The 18037-nt window shown below is 64.6% G+C and carries 15 protein-coding genes, 2 tRNA genes and 1 riboswitch; of the genes, 7 read left to right on the top strand and 10 right to left on the bottom strand.

Going from position 1 to position 18037, the window contains the following annotated elements; translation table 11 throughout:
• Positions 1-34: 34 nt before the first annotated feature.
• A tRNA-Ser gene (locus EWU68_RS10220) sits at positions 35-126 on the top strand.
• A gap of 269 nt (positions 127-395) precedes the next feature.
• On the opposite strand, the gene EWU68_RS10225 is transcribed toward EWU68_RS10220, so the two are convergent.
• The 5 genes from EWU68_RS10225 to upp form a co-directional block, all read right to left on the bottom strand.
• Positions 396-785 (bottom strand): DMT family transporter, encoded by a 390-nt coding sequence (locus EWU68_RS10225; RefSeq protein ID WP_129316029.1) that lies wholly within the window; start codon positions 783-785, stop codon positions 396-398.
• Between the two features lie 2 nt (positions 786-787).
• Positions 788-1102 (bottom strand): DMT family transporter, encoded by a 315-nt coding sequence (locus tag EWU68_RS10230; RefSeq protein ID WP_129316030.1) that lies wholly within the window; start codon positions 1100-1102, stop codon positions 788-790.
• A 14-nt stretch (positions 1103-1116) separates the two neighbouring features.
• Positions 1117-1182: riboswitch (guanidine-III (ykkC-III) riboswitch) on the bottom strand.
• 10 nt (positions 1183-1192) lie between these two features.
• Positions 1193-1726 carry a SixA phosphatase family protein gene (locus EWU68_RS10235; protein WP_193554051.1) on the bottom strand — a complete coding sequence of 178 codons (534 nt, stop codon included), beginning with the start codon at positions 1724-1726 and terminating at the stop codon, positions 1193-1195.
• Between the two features lie 107 nt (positions 1727-1833).
• On the bottom strand, positions 1834-2637 hold the full coding sequence (locus EWU68_RS10240) for a winged helix-turn-helix domain-containing protein (RefSeq protein ID WP_129316031.1): 804 nt from the start codon (positions 2635-2637) through the stop codon (positions 1834-1836).
• Between the two features lie 640 nt (positions 2638-3277).
• A complete protein-coding gene (gene upp, locus EWU68_RS10245) occupies positions 3278-3916 on the bottom strand; it encodes a uracil phosphoribosyltransferase (protein ID WP_129316032.1) in 639 nt (212 codons plus the stop codon).
• Positions 3917-3945: 29 nt separating this feature from the next.
• Between upp and tadA the strand changes: the two genes are divergently transcribed.
• The 6 genes from tadA (at position 3946) to EWU68_RS13440 (ending at position 12511) form a co-directional block, all read left to right on the top strand.
• Positions 3946-4452, top strand: coding sequence for a tRNA adenosine(34) deaminase TadA (gene tadA / locus EWU68_RS10250; RefSeq protein ID WP_129316033.1), 507 nt, complete (start codon positions 3946-3948; stop codon positions 4450-4452).
• 127 nt (positions 4453-4579) lie between these two features.
• The gene (locus EWU68_RS10255; protein WP_129316034.1) at positions 4580-5278 is read left to right on the top strand and encodes a P-loop NTPase family protein; all 699 of its coding nucleotides are present in this window, start codon (positions 4580-4582) and stop codon (positions 5276-5278) included.
• Positions 5275-7737 carry a YhgE/Pip domain-containing protein gene (locus EWU68_RS10260; protein ID WP_129316035.1) on the top strand — a complete coding sequence of 821 codons (2463 nt, stop codon included), beginning with the start codon at positions 5275-5277 and terminating at the stop codon, positions 7735-7737. Before EWU68_RS10255 ends, EWU68_RS10260 begins: the two co-directional genes overlap by 4 nt.
• Positions 7734-8384: a TetR/AcrR family transcriptional regulator gene (locus EWU68_RS10265; protein ID WP_129316036.1), complete on the top strand. Its 651-nt coding sequence runs from the start codon at positions 7734-7736 to the stop codon at positions 8382-8384. Before EWU68_RS10260 ends, EWU68_RS10265 begins: the two co-directional genes overlap by 4 nt.
• A gap of 80 nt (positions 8385-8464) precedes the next feature.
• Positions 8465-8552: transfer RNA gene (locus EWU68_RS10270), tRNA-Ser, on the top strand.
• A gap of 932 nt (positions 8553-9484) precedes the next feature.
• Positions 9485-12511, top strand: coding sequence for a choice-of-anchor M domain-containing protein (locus tag EWU68_RS13440; protein WP_162421440.1), 3027 nt, complete (start codon positions 9485-9487; stop codon positions 12509-12511).
• 69 nt (positions 12512-12580) lie between these two features.
• Here EWU68_RS13440 and EWU68_RS10280 read toward each other — a convergent pair whose 3' ends face one another.
• The 5 genes from EWU68_RS10280 to EWU68_RS10300 are packed head-to-tail and all read right to left on the bottom strand — an operon-like array spanning position 12581 to position 17981.
• A complete protein-coding gene (locus EWU68_RS10280; RefSeq protein WP_129316038.1) occupies positions 12581-13480 on the bottom strand; it encodes an anchored repeat-type ABC transporter permease subunit in 900 nt (299 codons plus the stop codon).
• Positions 13477-14238 carry an anchored repeat-type ABC transporter ATP-binding subunit gene (locus EWU68_RS10285; RefSeq protein ID WP_129316039.1) on the bottom strand — a complete coding sequence of 254 codons (762 nt, stop codon included), beginning with the start codon at positions 14236-14238 and terminating at the stop codon, positions 13477-13479. Before EWU68_RS10285 ends, EWU68_RS10280 begins: the two co-directional genes overlap by 4 nt.
• The gene (locus EWU68_RS10290) at positions 14235-15239 is read right to left on the bottom strand and encodes a choice-of-anchor M domain-containing protein (RefSeq protein WP_162421442.1); all 1005 of its coding nucleotides are present in this window, start codon (positions 15237-15239) and stop codon (positions 14235-14237) included. The genes EWU68_RS10285 and EWU68_RS10290 overlap by 4 nt, the downstream gene beginning before the upstream one ends.
• Before the next feature lie 52 nt (positions 15240-15291).
• Entirely contained in the window at positions 15292-16899 is a 1608-nt protein-coding gene (locus tag EWU68_RS10295; RefSeq protein ID WP_162421444.1) for an anchored repeat ABC transporter, substrate-binding protein, read from the bottom strand.
• The gene (locus EWU68_RS10300; RefSeq protein WP_129316042.1) at positions 16896-17981 is read right to left on the bottom strand and encodes a TIGR03773 family transporter-associated surface protein; all 1086 of its coding nucleotides are present in this window, start codon (positions 17979-17981) and stop codon (positions 16896-16898) included. Before EWU68_RS10300 ends, EWU68_RS10295 begins: the two co-directional genes overlap by 4 nt.
• Between the last annotated feature and the right edge of the window lie 56 nt (positions 17982-18037).

Raw genomic sequence — 18037 nt, forward strand, 5'->3', positions numbered from 1 at the left:
CGTCTGTGACGTCGACGTATCCCGCGAACATCGTGGAGACGTGCCAGAGCGGCCGAATGGACTTCACTGCTAATGAAGGGTCGGGGTTAAACCCGACCGGGGGTTCAAATCCCCCCGTCTCCGCCAAGGGGAAACCCCCTGGGTCACCGGAACACCGGCGACCCAGGGGGTTTCTTTGTGGTCGAGGTGCTTGGTCACTCTGATTACCGAGCGGGTTGGACACGAGTACGATCCATCAGAACCACCGAGGTGGCAACCTCGTGCAAGCGCGTGGCCGAGGTGGCAACCTCGTGCACAATTCACGGGGTTTTCGTCCCGAATCTGCCACCTCGCGCCGAAAATCGCACAACATTGCCGCCTCGGCCCCGAGCACAGTAGCTCACCGTTGACGATCGTCAGGGAGCGCCACGACTCCGGGATGTTTCGGCAACCTCTGTGGTACTTGGTCGATCCGCGGATTTGGACCGTCCGGACGGAACCAACTTCAGCCCGACCGTTGCCCCGACGATCCCGACGATGCAGAGCACCTTGAGAGCCGACACCGACTCATCGCCGGTCGCCATCCCGTAGATCACGGTGAGTGCCGCTCCGATGCCTGTCCAGATGGCGTAGGCCGTGCCGATGGGAATGCTCTTGAGCGCTGTTCCAAGACCGGCCATGCTCCCGACAATGGCGACAATGAAGACCAGAGTCGGTCCCAGCTCACTGAACCCGTGCGACCGCCCGAGGGCGGTGGCCCAGACGGCCTCCAAGACGGCGCTGGCCAAAAGAATGATCCATGCCATGATCAGCTCGCCACCTTCAGACCGACGAGGGAAACGATGAGCAGCCCGAGCAGGCCGATACGGCCCCAACTGGCTTTTTCCTGGCGCGTGACCAAGCCCCAAATCAGGGTGAGCGTCGCGCCGATGCCGACCCAGACGGCATAAGCGGTACCCACGGGAATCGATGTCATCGCGTAGGACAGGCCGGCCAGACTCACGACCATCGCGACGACGAACAGAACGGCGGGCTTCCACCGGCGCAGGCCATGGGACGCAGAGAGCGCCGCCGCCCACACCATCTCCAGTCCGCCTGAGACAACAAGCACTAGCCATGCCACGACAATCTTCCTCCTTCGAGTCAGTCTTGTCGTGGTGCGGGTACTGCTCCCTCGTCCGCAGGCCCGTTGGAGGCCTCAGTACGGAAGGTATCAACGATCAATGAAGAACCGCAATACCGCGTCCGCACCGTCCAGTGCCGCCCAGGGTTTGTCCGTGCTCAGCACCGCAAGCCCCGCGGGAGGAAAACCGGAAGAAATCCCCATCGTCGCCTCATAGTCCGAGTCCGAGGACGCGAGCGAAAGGACGGCGTCCTGGACCGCCGGATAATGTGCGATGACAAGGAGGGAGTGGACGGTCTCCGGGGTCCGGCCGATCACCGACAGCAACTCACGCGTCGGGGCGTTGTAGAGCCGGTCCTCCAGACTCGCGGTCGGTGCCTTCTCCCCCAGCTCGTCGCAAACCCAGGTGCAGGTCTGACGGGTCCGGAGAGCCGACGAGGAGACGATCATTTCCGGGACCACCCCATGCTCGAGCATCCAGCGACCGACTCGTGGCGCGTCCCTGTGCCCGCTCGGCGTGAGGGGCCTGTCGAAGTCGCTCGTGCCCCAGGGCATGTCGGCCTCCGCGTGACGCATGATCATCAAGGTCTTGGCCTGGGAACGGGGGTCGGTCAGCGCACTCATGGGCCAAGTCTACAAACCAGGCGACTCGGAACGGCGTCGTCCTGGGACACACCAGGGGCCGGGAGGCACCGTGTGGCACTTCCCGGCCCCTGCCGATTGTTCGAAGGCTAGATCGAATACTCGGGGGCCGCCCAGACGACGACCTCCGGGTGCTCGTAGAAGCGGTAGCCCTGTCCGCGCACGGTACGAACGGTATTGGACAAGCGTCCCAACTTGGAACGCAACCGCCGAATGTGGACGTCGATCGTCCGCTCATTCGGCGTTTCGTCCGCGTCGCGCCACAGGGCGTCAAGCAATTCCTCGCGACCGGCGGTGCGATTCGAATTCTCGACCAAGTAGTTCAGCAGCTCGAATTCCTTGTACGTGAGGTTGAGGAAATCACCGTCCAGGAAGACCTCGCGCCTCGACAGATCGATCAGGACGCCGGCGGGCTGGCTGGGCTTCGACTCCGGGGCGGGAGCGTGGCCCGCCGGAACGGCTTCGGCCTGGCTCTTCGGCGCGGTGGGGTCACCCAAGGCGTCACGAACGACGTCGAGGTCGGATCCTTCGGCACCCGCCGGGGCAATCGCGACGGCGGCGTAGGACTCGGCCTGAGGGACCAGGGTCTGAGCGTAGGCCCGGATGTCCTGGACCATGCGGACCAAGGACGTGCCGTTCTGTGCAGCGACGTCTTCGTTGAGACCGACGTACAGGACGAACCCTCGCGCCTCGTTGTCGGCCGCCGTGGGGCGGATCGACGAGCTGGCCTCGGGCTGTGCGATAGGCGTGGAAGGGTTCATGGCACGCAAGGAGCGGTAGTCGGAAGGTTCGCCGACCGCTCCACGGCCGGTCATGCCGCTGGCTCGCATGGCAGCGGCACCGTTGGCACGGTTGCGCTGGGAAATGTGCACGTATCCGGGTGCGCCTGACATTCGATCGCCGTCCTTCTGCAATTCGGGCCTCATACGGCCGGAGCCGCACGGATGATTGATGGCGGCCGCGGAAGGCACCACGACCTGACGGCCGACACTGCCGCACAGATCCTGACGGAACCTTCTGGGAGTGATCAGACCTTTCTTCCATGCTCTACCCGTTACTCGGTTCCTGCAAGTAACAATTGGTTCACGCGTCCGAATCATGAGATAGTTCGTCTCAAATATGCAAGATATCATTCAAATCATGCATATCATGCGTCCGGCCGAGCTCATCGAGCCAGGTTGTATATGCAGGAAATCCGCTCATTGCGGGCAACGGTCACATGAGGCGCTAGAACATCCACGAAACTGGCCGTTTGTCAAGCGGCATCGGGCGCATAATTTTCGATCCCCGGCGGCCTTCCCAGGATTCCCCCAGGACCGCGCCGAATTGTCCGAACAAAACCCGTGAGTACAGAAAGTGAGTCGAGACACTCGGGCCTCGCACAGCCCATCCGCCGTTCGCCATGCGAACGTTTCCGACGAAGACCAAACGGAGCGCGCGACGTCGTGAGCGGACTTCACGACCAGGCAACCGCCACCTCGGGCCGTCCAAAAAATCTATGGAGCGTGGCTTTGGTCACATCCGAGATGTCGTTCAGTCGGCGAGTCCGTACAAGCGGTCGCCGGCGTCGCCGAGGCCGGGGACGATATAGGCCTTCTCATTGAGGCGTTCATCCTGGGCGGCCAGGAACAAATCGACGTTCTTCATCCCTTCGACACCCTCGGAGAGGGCTTTCATGCCCTCGGGCGCCGCAAGAATGCACAGGCAGGTGATGTGGTCGGCGCCGCGCTCGCGCAGAAATTTGATGGACTCGATGAGCGTGCCACCGGTTGCGAGCATCGGGTCCAGAACATAGACCTGGCGACCCGTCAGGTCATCGGGAAGCCGCTCAGCGTAGGTGACGATATCGAGAGTTTCCTCGTGGCGAGCCATTCCCAGGAAGCCGACTTCCGCCGTCGGAATCAGCCGGGTCATGCCTTCCAGCATGCCCAAGCCGGCGCGAAGAATCGGCACCACGAGGGGGCGCGGCCTGGCCATCACCACACCCTCGGTCTCGGTCACCGGAGTCCGGACGGTCTTGGGCTCCACGCGGATATTGCGTGTGGCCTCGTAGGCCAGGAGAGTCACGAGTTCGTCCACGAGCTGCCGGAACTGTGGCGAAGGGGTCTCCCGATCCCTGAGAACGGTGACCTTGTGGCTGACCAAGGGGTGGTCCAGAATCTTGACTCGCATGGGTCCAAACTACAGCAGACAATGGACCCATGACGCACTTTTCGGAGCTCCACAAGGAGTGGATGGGCCTCGCCCTGGCCGAGGCGGAGCAGACGCGCCAGAGCGGCGATGTGCCGATCGGCGCCGTCGTCCTCGATGCGACCGGCCGGGTGGTCGGGCGCGGACGGAATCGGAGGGAAGCCGACGCCGACCCCACGGGCCATGCGGAAGTGCTCGCCATCCGCGAGGCCGCCCGGCACCTCGGGCGTTGGCGCCTGGATGATTGCACGCTCGTCGTGACCCTCGAACCATGCCCCATGTGCGCGGGTGCCATCGTCCTGGCTCGCATCCCACGGTTGGTGATCGGCGCCTGGGACGAGAAGGCCGGCGCCGTCGGATCTGTCTTCGACATCCTCCGGGAGCGCCGCCTCAATCACTGGGTAGAGGTCTTCCCCGAGGTCAGAACGCAAGAATGCGCCCTGCTCCTGCGGGACTTCTTCGCTGCGAAACGCCCGCAATGCGACTCGACGGAAGACAATTCGGGGCCGAGTGCATAGCATCACCCTATAAGTTTGCCGTGAATGACTAGAACTGACCGGTCAGTACAATTAGGCTAGCAGTGTCACGATTCCTCCACCCCGGGATCGCCTCCGCCAATCACTCACCCATCGAGGAGACACGCCTGTGCTCGAAGTCGAGGCAGTCCAAGCCAAGGGGCGTCACGCGCCCCTGATCGAACGCACCTCCTTCACCGTGGAAGTCGGTGAGCTGATCCTTGTCCAGGGCAACAGCCAGTTGCAGCGCTCAGGCTTGTCACTCGCCCTGACCGGGCGGTTGCGTCCCGACAAGGGCACGATTTCCTGGGACGGCAGTGACAAGCGCAAGACCCTGCGCCGGCGGTCCTCTCTGATCGATTCCCCGCGCGTGAACCAGATGGAGGAGCACATGCGGGTTCGGGACTACGCCGCGGAAATGCTGTCCTACATGCCGCACAAGATGCTGAAACGCCCGTCAACCGAGCAATGGCTCCGCGATCACGGACTCGAGGATCTCGACAACCTCTGGGAAGAACAGTTGACCCCCGATCAGCGGATTCGCCTCGTTGTCGCCCTGGCCGGCCAGGAGAAACGGTCGGATCTTCTGGTCTTCGACACCCCCTCGCGTCACGCGAACCACACCGCGACCTGGCTCCCCCGCCTCCATCGACTGGCCAGGAACGAGGAGCATCCGCGCGCCGTCGTCGCCGTCGTCCCTCGAATCAGCACCTCGTGGCACGGGCTGACCGCGCGCATCGGTGAAACCGCCCCCAAGCCCTACGTGCCGTCCGGATTGCCCCTCGACGAACTCTTCACACCTCGCACCGCCCAGGAGGACCTCTCGTGACTTCCCTTCGCCTCGCTCTCACGGAGCTCAAGCGCATGACCGGTGGCGTCTTTCCGAAACTGGTCATGGTCGCCCTCGCCTGCATCCCCCTCCTCTACGGCGGCATCTACCTGTATTCCAACTGGGACCCGTACGGGAAGATCGATCACGTCACCGGTGCCATTGCGATGGAGGACGCCGGGGCCAACAAGCCGGACGGTTCCCCGATCAACACCGGGCAGAGCGTGACGGACAAGCTCCACGACTCCAAGAATTTCGACTGGCACGATGCTTCCTCGCGCGATGAGGCGGTCAAGGAGGTCAAGGACGGCAAGACCGACTTCGCCATCGTGATCCCGAGCGACTTCTCCGAACGGCTCCTCTCGACGTCCGAATTCGCCCCGGACAAGGACGGCACTCCGGGTACCGTCGATCCCCAAAAGGCGGGGCTCGAGATCGTGACCAACGACGCCAACAACTACCTCCTGACGAATATCGTCTCGAAGGCGGGAACCACTATCCGCGATCAGGTGGCCCAAGAGGTGGGAAACGAAACCGCCCAGCAGATGTTGGCCAGCTTCACGGACATTCACGGTCAGCTCTCCAATGCGGCCGACGGTTCGAGGAAGCTCTCTGACGGTGCGGTCAACCTCTCCACGGCGGTCGACCAGCTCAAGCACGGAACCTCCACGCTGGCCGACGGTGCCGTGCAACTCAACAGCGGCTCGCATTCTCTGCTCGACGGGGAGAATCAGCTGGTCGACGGCAATGCACAGGCCATCGACGGCGCCCAGAAACTCGACGGCGGTGCCCAGCAGCTCAACCAGGGCGCCAAGACATTGACCGGAGGAACCTCCCAACTGGCCGACGGCTCGGCGCAGCTCAAGGACGGAACCTCCCAACTGTCCTCGGGCTCCTCGCAGCTGGCCGACGGAACCTCGAAGCTTTCGGGAGGCGCGGCGCAGCTCTCGCAAGGGGCGGCGACCCTGGACCAGAAGGTCAAGGAATCCGGTATCGGCCAGGTCGGCAACGACCTGAACGCCGTGTGCCAGGATCTCTCCGCGGCCAACACGTCCGCGCCTTCCGGCAGGCTCTCGGAGGATGTATCGAACTCCGTGGTCTCGGAAGTCGGTGCCGCCACCTCTGAGCAGGTCCAGCAACTGGTCGATCAGGGCGTCCTGAATCAGGAGCAGGCACAGAAAATCGTCTCCTCGGTCTCCAACGACGAGACAAAGTCACGGATCGCCCAGGCAACCAGTCAGAACCTCGACTCCGTAGAGAACACCGATTCCGGTGCGTCGTTGCAGAAGTTGCGGGATTCCTCGTGCGCCGCCGACGGGTCGTCGTCGGTCGCGGCCAAGATTTCGGAGCTGACCACCGGCATCTCGCAATTGAATGACGGCGCCTCCGGGGTGGCCGACGGTGCCAAGAGCGCCGACGACGCCGCGCAGCAGCTCGCCGGCGGCGCCTCGACCGTCGACCAGAAGACCGGCGAGCTCTCCTCCGGAGCCCAACAGGTCAACGGCGGAGCCCAACAGCTTGCGGAAGGCATCGGCAGCCTCGCAGGGTCCACCGGAAGCCTGGTGGACGGATCGCAGACTCTGTACGACAACCAGGTCAAGGCCCGCGACGGCGCTCAGCAACTCGCCGACGGGACGAGCCAGGCGGTCGACGGATCGAACCAGCTGGATCAGGGGGCCGACCAGCTCAAGGGCGGGTCCGGGGACCTGACCAAGGGCTCGCAGGACCTGCAGAAGGGCCTCGAGGACGGCCGGAACCAGGTGCCGGATCTGGACAAGGACCAACAGTCCTCCTTGGCCTCTGTGATGTCGGATCCGGTCTCCGACAACCACAATTCACTGGCCTCCGCCCGGAACTACGGCGAGGGCATGGGCCCGTTCTTCATAGTCCTGGCACTGTGGATCGGGATACTCATGGCGGGCCAGTTCCTGCGGGCCAACAACGACCGCGCCCTGGCCTCGCACACCTCGAGCTTCAGGATCGCGATCGGCTCGTGGATTCCGTTCCTGGTGGTCGGAATCGCCCAGGCGGTCGTTCTGTTCGCGGTAGTGAAGTTCGCCCTCGGTTTCCAGATGGAGCATCCATGGCTGGTGTTCTGGTTCTTGCTCCTGACGTCCGTCGCCTTCAGCGCCCTGGGGCAAGGACTGATCTCGCTCTTCGGGGCCCCGGGCAAGCTCCTGGTCCTCGTTCTGCTCATCGTCCAATTGGTGACATCGGGTGGCATGATGCCCTACGAGACGCTGCCCCAATCCTTGCGATGGCTGCACCATGCTCTGCCCATGGGCTACGCCATCACCGGAGTGCGTCGTCTCGCCTACGGCATCAATGAGGGCTCCGTGCCCTGGCTGGTTCTGATCCTGGTGGCCAGCCTACTGATCGGGCTACTCTTCGGATTCTTGGGATCGATCAAGGACCGAACCTGGACCCTCAAGAAACTCAGCCCGGAGGTGGAACTGTGACGCCGGCAAAGAACCGTGGCACGACCGGCGAGTCGGGCGGCATCCGTCGTCGACCCGGTCGCACCAATCGGACCCAGCTTCGCCTGTTCGAGTCGGCCATGGTGATCATGAGCGAGAAGGGTCCGACGGCGACGACGGTCGAGGAAGTCGCCGCCAAGGCCGGCGTCTCGAAGGGCACCGTCTACTACAACTTCGGGTCCAAGAAGTCGATGGTGGACGGGCTCCTCCGCTACGGCGTCCAACTGGTCGTGGAAACCATCGAGGATGCAGGCGAGGGCGTCAGAGATCCCCGGGAGCGGATTTCTCGCGGTGTGATCGCTTCGTTGAGATTCCTCGAAGGGCAACCCGGTTTCGCACGCCTCGCCGTGGCGGAAATGTGGAGGCCAGACGGTGGCACGTCGGAAGTCCTGGCCCAGCAGCGCTCCGTGGTCATCGACAAGGTCACCGAGCTGATCGATGACCTCGAGGAGTTCTACGAAACCGCTGAGCACCCGGACAACCGGTCGATCGCCGTCGCAGTGTTCGGAGCGACCTTCATGCTCGCGATGGAACGGGAGATGAATTCGTCGTCCCGCACCACGCAGGACGCCGCCCGTGCAGTACTGAAAATCATCGACGGTTACATCGTCGGCCCCCGCTACACGTGACGAAGCCAATATGATCCGCCCGGTTTTCGACGGCGCCCAAGTTGAGTCGCCCCCTTCGAGCCGGTAAAGTTGCCGAAGTTGGTGACGTGTCCGAGCGGCCGAAGGTGCGACACTCGAAATGTCGTGTACGGTAACCCCGTACCGAGGGTTCAAATCCCTCCGTCACCGCTCAGCGAGAAGCCCTCGCATCCCTGACACTCCGGGGATGCGGGGGCTTTTTCTTTGTCTTGGGGGTGGCGGGAGGGCTTGGGCGGGGGGGTGGCGCGGGCGTCGGCGAGTGCGAAGTCGGCGGGTGCGAAGTCGGCGGGTATGGGCACGTGACTAGGGCTGACGCCGAGGTCGGCTGCGCTGCCCACGCAGCGCCGATGGGCGGGGTGGCGTTTTCGTGCGTGAATCCCCGCGAGGTGGCAATTTCGTGCGAGATTCCCCTCGAGGTGGCAGATCTGTGCACGAATTCGGTGGATTTTGTCCCAAAATTGCCACCTCGGCGCGCGAGACGCACGAGATTGCCACCTCGGCGGTGGGAACGCCCAATAGTGCCACCTCGCGGGCCGCGCGACGTCGGCAGCTCCTCAGTTACGTGGCGGTTACCCAATTTCGTGGCAAATTCCGCCGTTAGGTGGTCGCGAAACCCCCACCTCACGGCGGCAACTTCCTCTCAATCGGGCAACCGCCTCCGAATGGCGTCAGGAGGCTGCACAGGCCGCGACGAATTCGCACGGACGACGACCCAAAAAGCGCGCCAAGGTCTCAATCGTGCATCAGGCCTCACCATCGGCTCCTACTCACGCACAAAATTGCCACCTCGCCGCCCGCGCACGCCCCGGAGCGCTTCGCCCCACCTCGCCTGGCCGAACCGTCCGAGCCTCGCCTCGCCGAACCCTCCGACCTCCACCTCACCCTGGCCGAACCCTCCGGTCCTCGCCCCTCGCCGACCCTCAGACCGACCCTCAGATGCTAATAATTCTCATTACGGTGTATGCTTCTCCTGTCACTCACCTCGCGCACCGTCCCGGAACGCCGGGTTTCTTCCTCATGCCCCGGAGGTTGTACCGAGGCTGGGCAGGCCAAGCGACCGGACGCTGATGAGAAAGGACAGCATGTCCCGGTTGCACGCCAGAGGCCACCGCACTTCTCCGCCGTCGTCGTCCGTGGCGTCGGACGGCACCGAACGACGCCGCCTCACTCGCCCACGCTGGATCCGCACCGTCGCTTCGCTCGCCTGCGCCGCGATGCTCGCCTTCGGTTCAACTCCAGCCATCGCCGGGCCCGATGACGGCCTCCGGGTCGCCACTCGGGCTCACATCGACTCGCCGAAAACGTTCTGGGAGAACGGCGGCTTCTCTCTCAAGAGCGAGGATCACGGTGCGTCGTACCCGCTCGACGACGTCGTCGCCTGGGTGGGCAAGGGTTGGGGAACCAACGACCAGAACCAGTACCAGTTCCAGGTGCCCGACAATCCACGTCTCACTTTCTTGGGCACGCCCGGAGACACCTGGTACATGGCCCCTGCAAACCCGTGGGGCAATCACGACCCGATCTGGTGGGGCTTCGGCGCGGACACCGACATCCCCGTGGACACCTTCCGGGACGGCTCCTTCTTCCTCGACCTGCTGTCTGTGGACGGCCCGGGACGCGTGGAGATGCTCAACTACATGCCCCACGAAGAGGGCGACGCCGAAGATCCGATGGATGTGAGTCGGATTCTCAGTTCCTCCGTCGACGGACGCCGTTCCGGCCGCCTCACCGCCGGCCAGCACACCCACAATCAGACGCTGTTCTCCCGTCCTGGTCGCTACGCACTCACCTACCGAGCGGTGGCCCGCGGGACGGATGGCCGCACCATCGAATCCACACCGACCACGATGAGAATCCAGGTCGGCGGCCAGCGACCCAAGGCGAAACCGCAACCCTCGACCAAGGAACGCTTCGACGCCGCACCGGACGGAGATATCGGGAAAACCTCATACGAGCTGTCGGTCGCGCCACGAGCGTCGAAGGAAATGGACGGGGATGAGAACCTCAGCACCATCTCCTTCGACGCCGGCACGGACACCGAGGGCACGCTCACGCTCTACGACCAGGGGTACTTCCTGACCGACGTCGACGTCCACCACGGAAAAGCCGCGTGGGACGAACTTCTGGGGTCGCAGCGATCCGTCCTGCAAGGAGTATTCACCCCCAACGACGGATCCTCCCCACGCTGGATCAGCCCGACCCTGCCGTATGTTCCGGGCGAATCGGCGAAAGTCACGTCGCCCCAAGGCCACGGGACGTGGCCGACGGCGGAGCCGGACCCCGCGAACACGCCATTGCCCACCGAGCGTTACACGCCGGAGTCGGGCGACTACACTCTCCAGGTCGAACCTGCGGAAGCCTCCGGATTCACCAAGGTGACGACCCGCTTCCGCGACCCGAAGATTCGAGGCCTGGTGACGGGCGGAATCTACAAGACCCCCGAGGCCCGGTACCCCACATCGGTGTTCTCCGACTACATCGAGAACGGCGTCGCCGTCGCCTACTACGAGACCGACTTCCTGGCTCCGACCAGCCAATTCCGCATGTCCGTCTACCCCCACCCGGATATAGACGCTTTCAAGGGGACCGTGACGCTCGAGGAGCCGGTCACGGCCGACCTCAAGGTCACCAGGCCAGGAACGCTGACCATCGACGCCGCGGGCGGCTCCACGGAGAAGCCCGAACCGACGCCCGGACCATCGCCGGAGCCGTCGCCCATTCCTTCCCCAGAGCCGTCGGCCACGCCGACGGAACGACCGACGTCGACGCCAAGTCAGAGCCCATCCCCCACCGAGGATCCCGGACCGACCCCATCGACTCCGACTCCGACATCGCCCTCCGCCAGCCCGGAGCCAACGACGCCGAGCACGGACGGCACCCAGAAGTGCGAGGACCCCGGTCTCGCCCGGCGGCTACCGATCGACAACGGCCACGTGGACATCGTCGGCAAGACTTCCGACGGCGGCCTCAACATCGCACTCAAGGATGAAACCCGGCAGCACAGCACCACGACGGTCGAGAGGGAAATCGACGACGTGAAATTCGTCGTGGGCGAGAATGCACGACACAAGCGTCACGGCGCAGGAATGATGTCCCACGAACTGGACTTCTTGGGACCGGAGAACTCCGTGTTCTACGGGATGCCCCAGACCCAGCAAGAAGGGGTGCTTTGGCCGGGATACAACACCCAGGACGTCGATTTCGGCGCCCTGACCGAGGACGGCGTCCGTCTGTCGATCGAGCCGAAGCGCATGCCCCGCGGGGCCAATTTCGGTCTCTTCACGACCGATTACATTGGTCGCCCCTCGGTGCTGATCGGTTCGACACAGCAGAAACACGCGCTGAGATCGACCTTCGCGACGCATGTCCACGCGAACTGGGCCTTCACCAAGCCGGGAACGTATGCCTTCGACGTCGCCTACTCAGCAACCCTGAAGGACGGAACACCGATTTCTTCGAAGAAGCAATCGCTCATTGTGGTCGTGGGAGAACCCGAGACCGACGATTGCGCCTCCGCACCTGACGACGGGCACGCCCACCAAGAAGGCATGGGCCCCGGAACTGGTGGACACGACAATTCCGGACGTGGTCGCACCCAGCACGACGACGCCGGGCGGGAGCCTCCTGGACGGGTCGGCTCCCCAGAGGGCGACGTCGCCGACAAGGAGCCGGCCGTCGGCCAGGGGAACGCCCCGGCCAACGGCCAGGGGAACGCCCCGGCCGACGGCCAGGGGAACGCCGGTCAGGGTGCGGACGCGAAGAATGGGGCCGTTGCCGAGGTGGGCCACCGTGAGGACCATGGGTTCGCGACAAGCAACGCAGCCCGCGGCTCTTCCGCGTCGAATCCGTTTGGACCCGGAACCGCTGCGGCTCAGGCTCAGAATTTCGGGTCCCCGGAAAGGACCGTTCAGTCATCGGGGTCTGGGACCAATGAATCCTCAGGGCGCCGCCCTGGAACAGGAACTCTCGCGGCGACCGGGTTGCGAGGCCAATTGATCTCGGCGCTTGCTCTCTGTGCAATAGCAGGCGGTATGGCACTGATCGTCATGACCAGATACCGCCGTGGCAAGACCTCCCGGAACACGTCGGCGCCCACGGCGGAGAACTGACCCCCGCCCCGGGGCGCGTACATGCCCAATAGGGAATGTACGCACCCTGGCCGGGGCAGTCATCCACGCTTATGAGGCATGGGAATCGCCGCCGGCCCCCAGCGTGGACGGAGCCGGCGATGCAGCGCGGGAAGAAGCAAGCCCACGCAACGCGGTGAGTGTCCAGCACACCAGGAAGGCCGCGACCATGGTCAGAACGATCGTGCCACCCACCGGCAGGTCGATCGACCAGGAGATATACAGACCCGTCGTCGCACACACCGCGGCAAAAACGGGAGAGACAACCATCATGGTGTGGAACCGCGTGCACATCAGACGCGACGCGGCGGCTGGGATGACGATCAGGGCGAGCACCAGGACGTTGCCGATGGTCTGCAAGGAAACCACCACGCTCACGGTCACGACGACCGAGAGCAGAATGTCCAGTGCCAAGACCGGAAGCCCCATGGCTCGTGCGGTCTCCCGGTCCACGCCGACCGCCACGATTTCCTTGTCGAACAGGGCCAGCACCACGATCAGCGCGGCCCCGGCCACGGCACCCCACAGAACGTCGCGCTCCGAAACCCCGACGATCGAGCCGAAGAGAAAGTCCTCGACCGACCCCGAATATCCGGGCGCGCGAGAGATGATCACGATCCCCAGAGCGAAGGCGCCCGCGAAGAATATGCCGATCACGGAATCTTCCGAGAGCTTGCGATTCTGGCTGAAAATTGCAACCAGCACGGCGGTGAGCACCCCCGCGATGATCCCTCCGAGCATCATGTTCCCGCCGACGACGAAAGCCACGGCCAATCCCGGGAAAACCGAGTGCGCCACGGCGTCCCCGATGAACACCATCCCGCGCATCACCACGTGACAACCCACCACGCCGCAGACCACGGACGAGATCACGACCGCGGCCAGGGCACGCAACAAAAATCCCAGGTTGGGATTGAAAAGGTCTTGCACGAATTCCCACGGGGCAATCATTCGGGTCTCGCTTTCGTCGTCTCTGCGGCCTGGCGGGGCACGGAATCTTCTCGGCCTCGCAACCAGGCGTTGAGGTACTCGGGACCGACGTCGGCGGGGTCGACGTCGAGGGCAATGCGGCCGCGCAGCCCACAGATGCGGGAACAACCGTCCAAGGCACCCAAGACGTCGTGCGTGCTCATGACGATCCCCAAGCCATCGGCGGCAAGCTGCCGATACAGTTCGACGAGCATGTCCTGAGTCGGCACGTCGACGCCGGTGAACGGCTCGTCCAGCAGCAGTACCTTGGGCTCGTTGGCCAAGACCCTGGCCAGGAGGACGCGTTGCCGCTGCCCTCCCGAGAGTTCGCCGATGGGACGACGTCGCAATCGCCCCAGGTCGGCACGTTCGATGGCCTGGTTGACCCGGCGCCAGTCGGCGACACGGGGCCTGCGCAACCACCCCATGCTGCGTGTCCGGCCACTCATCACGGCGTCCTCGACCGTCAGCGGAAAATCCCAGGCGAAGTGGTGTTTCTGCGGAACGTACCCGAGGACGCCTCGCACCCTCGAGGCGTGTTCTCCGTCCACGGTGATGTTCCCGCCCGCCCGAGGAATCAGCCCGAGGATCGACCGGAGCAACGTGGTTTTTCCGACCCCGTTGGGGCCGATCAACGCCACGAATTCGCCCGACCGCACGGTCCAGTCGAGATGGGTGATGATGTGCCGGCCCGCGAGTCGGACGGTGAGGTCATCGACGGAAAGCCGTGGAGCCGTCATGGCCGACGCTCCTCGACCGATGCGGCCTCTTTCGCTCGTCGGCCGCGCGCACTCACCCAGAACGCGATTCCTCCGCCGAGCAGAATCACGGATCCGGCGCCCACCATGATCATGGTCGCGGTATCGGTGCCCTTGTCCGCCCCCGAGGACGGTCCCGCGGATGCGCCCGAGGACGCGTCGGCCTGGCTCGCGGGCTTCGGTTCACCAAGAGCCTTGGCCCGGGCGAAAACGGATTCGACATCCGTGGAGTCCCCGACGGCGAATTGCAGGCGCTGCGTGTCGGAGACCTCGGTACCATCAGCGAGTTTGGTATGTGCACGAACAGTCACGAAGTAGACCCCAGGACGGGTGAACACCCAGTTCGCATGGGTGTGGCTGTTCTTGGGGACCCAGATGTCCTGGCCGGCGTCGTCCGCCGAATTCCACAGCACCTGGGGGCCGGCAAAGTTGCCGTTCTCCAGATAGAGGCTGAACTGGCCCGGCCCTTCCACGCCCTCCATGGACAGGGTCGCGCCCGTGCCGAGTCGGCGCTCGGTTTCTGGGTCCTGGGTGTTCCACCCCGGCCACACGACGCCCGACTTCTCGGTCTGCGGCACCACGTAGACCTCGTCCCCCGGGTTGGCTTGCACGAAGTCGTAGGCGGCGTCCTCCGGCTTGGGAAGCAGCGCGGCGTCTCCGGATTTCAGGACGACGTCTTCCGGCGACCGCCAGACAGGCTCGGCGTCGTGGTCGTCATGAATCATGAGCTTCCACTGTCCGTCGACGAATTTGGGGCCGATATCCACATGTCCCTGGTCGATCGCGACGTGGCCGTGGGCGATCTGCTCCTGGTCGGATATCTGTTGTTCGAGAGCCTTTTCCTCGACGGTCTTCTCGGCCGGCCCCGTCGGTCCGGTCGACGACGGCGGTTCGGCGAACGCCGAGGATGGGCCACCGAGGGTCAGGGCAAGGGCCAGGGCAAAGGAGGGAAGGATGCGGATGTGCTGGTTTCGAAAAGTCACTGTATTCCTCTGGGTGCAGTGCATGGTGGGTCGGGTTCGGTCGATCGGGAAGCTATTCCCGGAGGTGATCCGTGATCGTGCGGGCGTTGTGGCGCATCATGTCCTCGTAGTTCGGGGCCTCGGCGTCCAAGGTGTCGGAATAGAGCTGCGCGACGCGCACGCCGGCGTCGTCAGCAACCTGTTGCAGAACATTGCCGCGGCCTGTCGTCCCCTTGTCCACGAAGACCGCCGGGATGTGCAGATCCCGGATGGCCCGCGCGAGCCGTTGCCGCTGTTGGAGACCCGGCTCGGTCCCGGGGACGGGGGCGACGAAGCCTTCGACCTTGAGACCGTAGTGTTCGGCCAGGTAGCCGTAGCCGTCGTGAGCGGTAATGAGACCGCGCCTGGATTTCGGGAGCGAGCCGTACGCTGCGCGCAGCTCCTGCTCGAGCCGGTCCAGGCGCTCCGAGTAGTCATGGGCGTTCGCTTGGAACGCGGAAGCGTACTCGGAAAATACCTTCGCCATGTGGTCACGCATCACCTGCGCGGCTGCCTTGACGTTGGGGACGGCGTGCCAGAAGTGGGGGTCAATGTCTCCGTGGACGTGTTTGCCCAATACGGCCTGGGCCAGGAGATACATCTGGTCTCCGGGTCGCCCCAGAAACCTGTACTGACTGCCTCCCGGGAGCTCTTGGAGCGCTTTGGCCGGCACGACGACGACCGTCGACGCGGGGTCGTACTCCCGAGGCCCGTTCTCCGCATCCGCCCGGAGCACGATGACGCGCCGGGCGACGTCGGCCGTGATGTCCGCGTGTCCGCCGTCCAGAACCTGCGCATCCGGTCCCAGAGCCAAGGCGGCCCGATTGGCGTCAATGCCGACCGCAAAGTGCACGACGCCGGTCGCGATCGTCTCGCCGCGGAAGACCGCCCGCAGCTCCATGGAGTAGCGTCCGGGCTCCGTGAAAGCCCAGGACAGGTGCGTATGGGCCTGTTGTGGCAACTCCATCGCGCCGAGCTGCCCGACAGTGGGCTCTCCCTCTGCGAAGACTTTCGCCGAGCCACAACTCCCATGTGTGCCGCCGCCACGTCGGGCGCCCTCGGCCGCGGAGTCGGCGACTCGCGTCACGCGGCCGAAGGTTTCGGTGACGAAAGCGGCCGTTCTGCCCGGTCCCGTGATCGCGGTGGTTTCGAGCGTCACGAATCCGTCCTGGTCGCCCACGCTTCCTTCGACGCGCATTCCGAGCCACACGGTGTCCAGCGACAAGTCTTCGGTCATCGGCCGGAGCACCCCGCCATACTTCTCGATGTTCTCGGCGACCGGGATGGGAGCGCCTGCCCCGTCCGGAAGATTCGCGCTCACGGTCCGCAGCAGTTTTTGCTGTTCGAGCAACATTCCGTTGGTGAAAGCGAGATCCGCGTACGCCAGATCGCGAATATTCCGCAGGCTCGGTTCGTGGGAGTGAGGATCCGCGCCCGAGGGAACCAAGGACGTGACGGATACGTGGTCACCCCCGACGCGACGTGCCACATCGGCGAGGATCGGCGTCGTGACGACGACGTTGACGCGTCCCGACTCGGAGCGCCGCACATGTGCCGCGGACCCACGGGCGCCGCCGGAGCAACTCGTCGTCGCGAGCAACCCGAGGGCGCCGAAGGCCTTCAGTGCGCTCCTGCGCTTCACACGGAGCGGCGGGCACGACGGATCGTTCGGACCACGAGGGCACCGCACACGGTGAACGTGATTCCGAACAGGGCACAGACGATCATCGCGTCCTCGCGCGGACCTGTTTCGGCCAGCTGCCCAGGGTTCTGCCCGGCGGCGTCGGCATGACCTCCAGCCGCACCCTTCGATCCGCCTCCCGTGGCGACGCCGTCAGCCGTCGTGCCCTGCGACTGGTCCCCGGCCCCGTGCTGGGCGGCCTGGTGCCCTGGACCGGAGCCGGCAGGACCGCCGTGTTCGGCGCTTACTCCCCCGGTGTCCTCACAATTCTGCGTGGCGGAAGCGACGGTTCCGGGGTTGGCCCTGGCTTCCTCGACTGCCTGATCACCGACGGCGAACCGCAACATGCCCGTGGCCTTCACCTGCCGACCGTCCTTGAGGTTCACCGAATACGAGACCGTGGCCGTGTAATGACCGGGCTGCGTAAAGACCCAGTTGCCGTGCTGGTGTGTATGGAGGGGCACGCGGTAGGACTTCTGGCCCTTGGTGGAGAAGACATCGGTACCGGGCGAACCGAAATTTCCGGACAGGAATACGCTCATGTCACCGGGCCCGTCGAACGAGTCCAGGGTCATGGTCACGTCCCCATCGGCGTGCTCGGCCAGACCCTGGTCCTGGGTGTTCCACCCGAGCCAGGGAACGCCGGCAACCTGGGTGGCCCCGATCATGAACACGTCGGAACCCGCCGGGGCGATCTTTTCCATGCCCGCCGGCATCTTCTGCTTGGCGGACGCGTCGCTCAGGGCGAAGATCAGGCTCTCATTGCTCTTCCACGAGCCGGGTGAGGATCGGTCGTCCTTGACCACCGCATCCAAGGCATCGCCCTTGAGCCGAGCACCGAAGTCGAAGTGTCCGTCATCGACGACCTCGGCCGATGCGGTCGCCGCGGGACCCGATACGCATGGGGCGCCCTGGCTCGCGTCGTCGGCCTGAGCAGGAACAACGAACGAGGATCCGGCCACGGCCAGCCCGAGGACACCCGCCGCGAGAGCGAGGGACAGGGACTTCGGCGCTCGAGCAGAACGCCTGTTCTGACAGGTCATGCTTCTTCCTTCTCATGGGAGGTGCGAGTGGGGTGCCGATCGGCGCGATACCGGGG

The organism is Rothia koreensis, assembly GCF_004136575.1.
In the GTDB taxonomy this organism is placed as follows: Bacteria; Actinomycetota; Actinomycetes; order Actinomycetales; family Micrococcaceae; genus Rothia; species Rothia koreensis.

Bases quoted from the DNA above. Each gene is read 5' to 3' on its own strand.
- EWU68_RS10285 (WP_129316039.1), bottom strand. From the start codon at position 14,238: ATGACGGCTCCACGGCTTTCCGTCGATGACCTCACCGTCCGACTCGCG.
- EWU68_RS10240 (WP_129316031.1), bottom strand. From the start codon at position 2,637: ATGTCAGGCGCACCCGGATACGTGCACATTTCCCAGCGCAACCGTGCC.
- tadA (WP_129316033.1), top strand. From the start codon at position 3,946: ATGACGCACTTTTCGGAGCTCCACAAGGAGTGGATGGGCCTCGCCCTG.
- EWU68_RS10280 (WP_129316038.1), bottom strand. From the start codon at position 13,480: ATGATTGCCCCGTGGGAATTCGTGCAAGACCTTTTCAATCCCAACCTG.
- EWU68_RS10235 (WP_193554051.1), bottom strand. From the start codon at position 1,726: ATGAGTGCGCTGACCGACCCCCGTTCCCAGGCCAAGACCTTGATGATC.
- EWU68_RS13440 (WP_162421440.1), top strand. From the start codon at position 9,485: ATGTCCCGGTTGCACGCCAGAGGCCACCGCACTTCTCCGCCGTCGTCG.
- upp (WP_129316032.1), bottom strand. From the start codon at position 3,916: ATGCGAGTCAAGATTCTGGACCACCCCTTGGTCAGCCACAAGGTCACC.
- EWU68_RS10225 (WP_129316029.1), bottom strand. From the start codon at position 785: ATGGCATGGATCATTCTTTTGGCCAGCGCCGTCTTGGAGGCCGTCTGG.
- EWU68_RS10300 (WP_129316042.1), bottom strand. From the start codon at position 17,981: ATGACCTGTCAGAACAGGCGTTCTGCTCGAGCGCCGAAGTCCCTGTCC.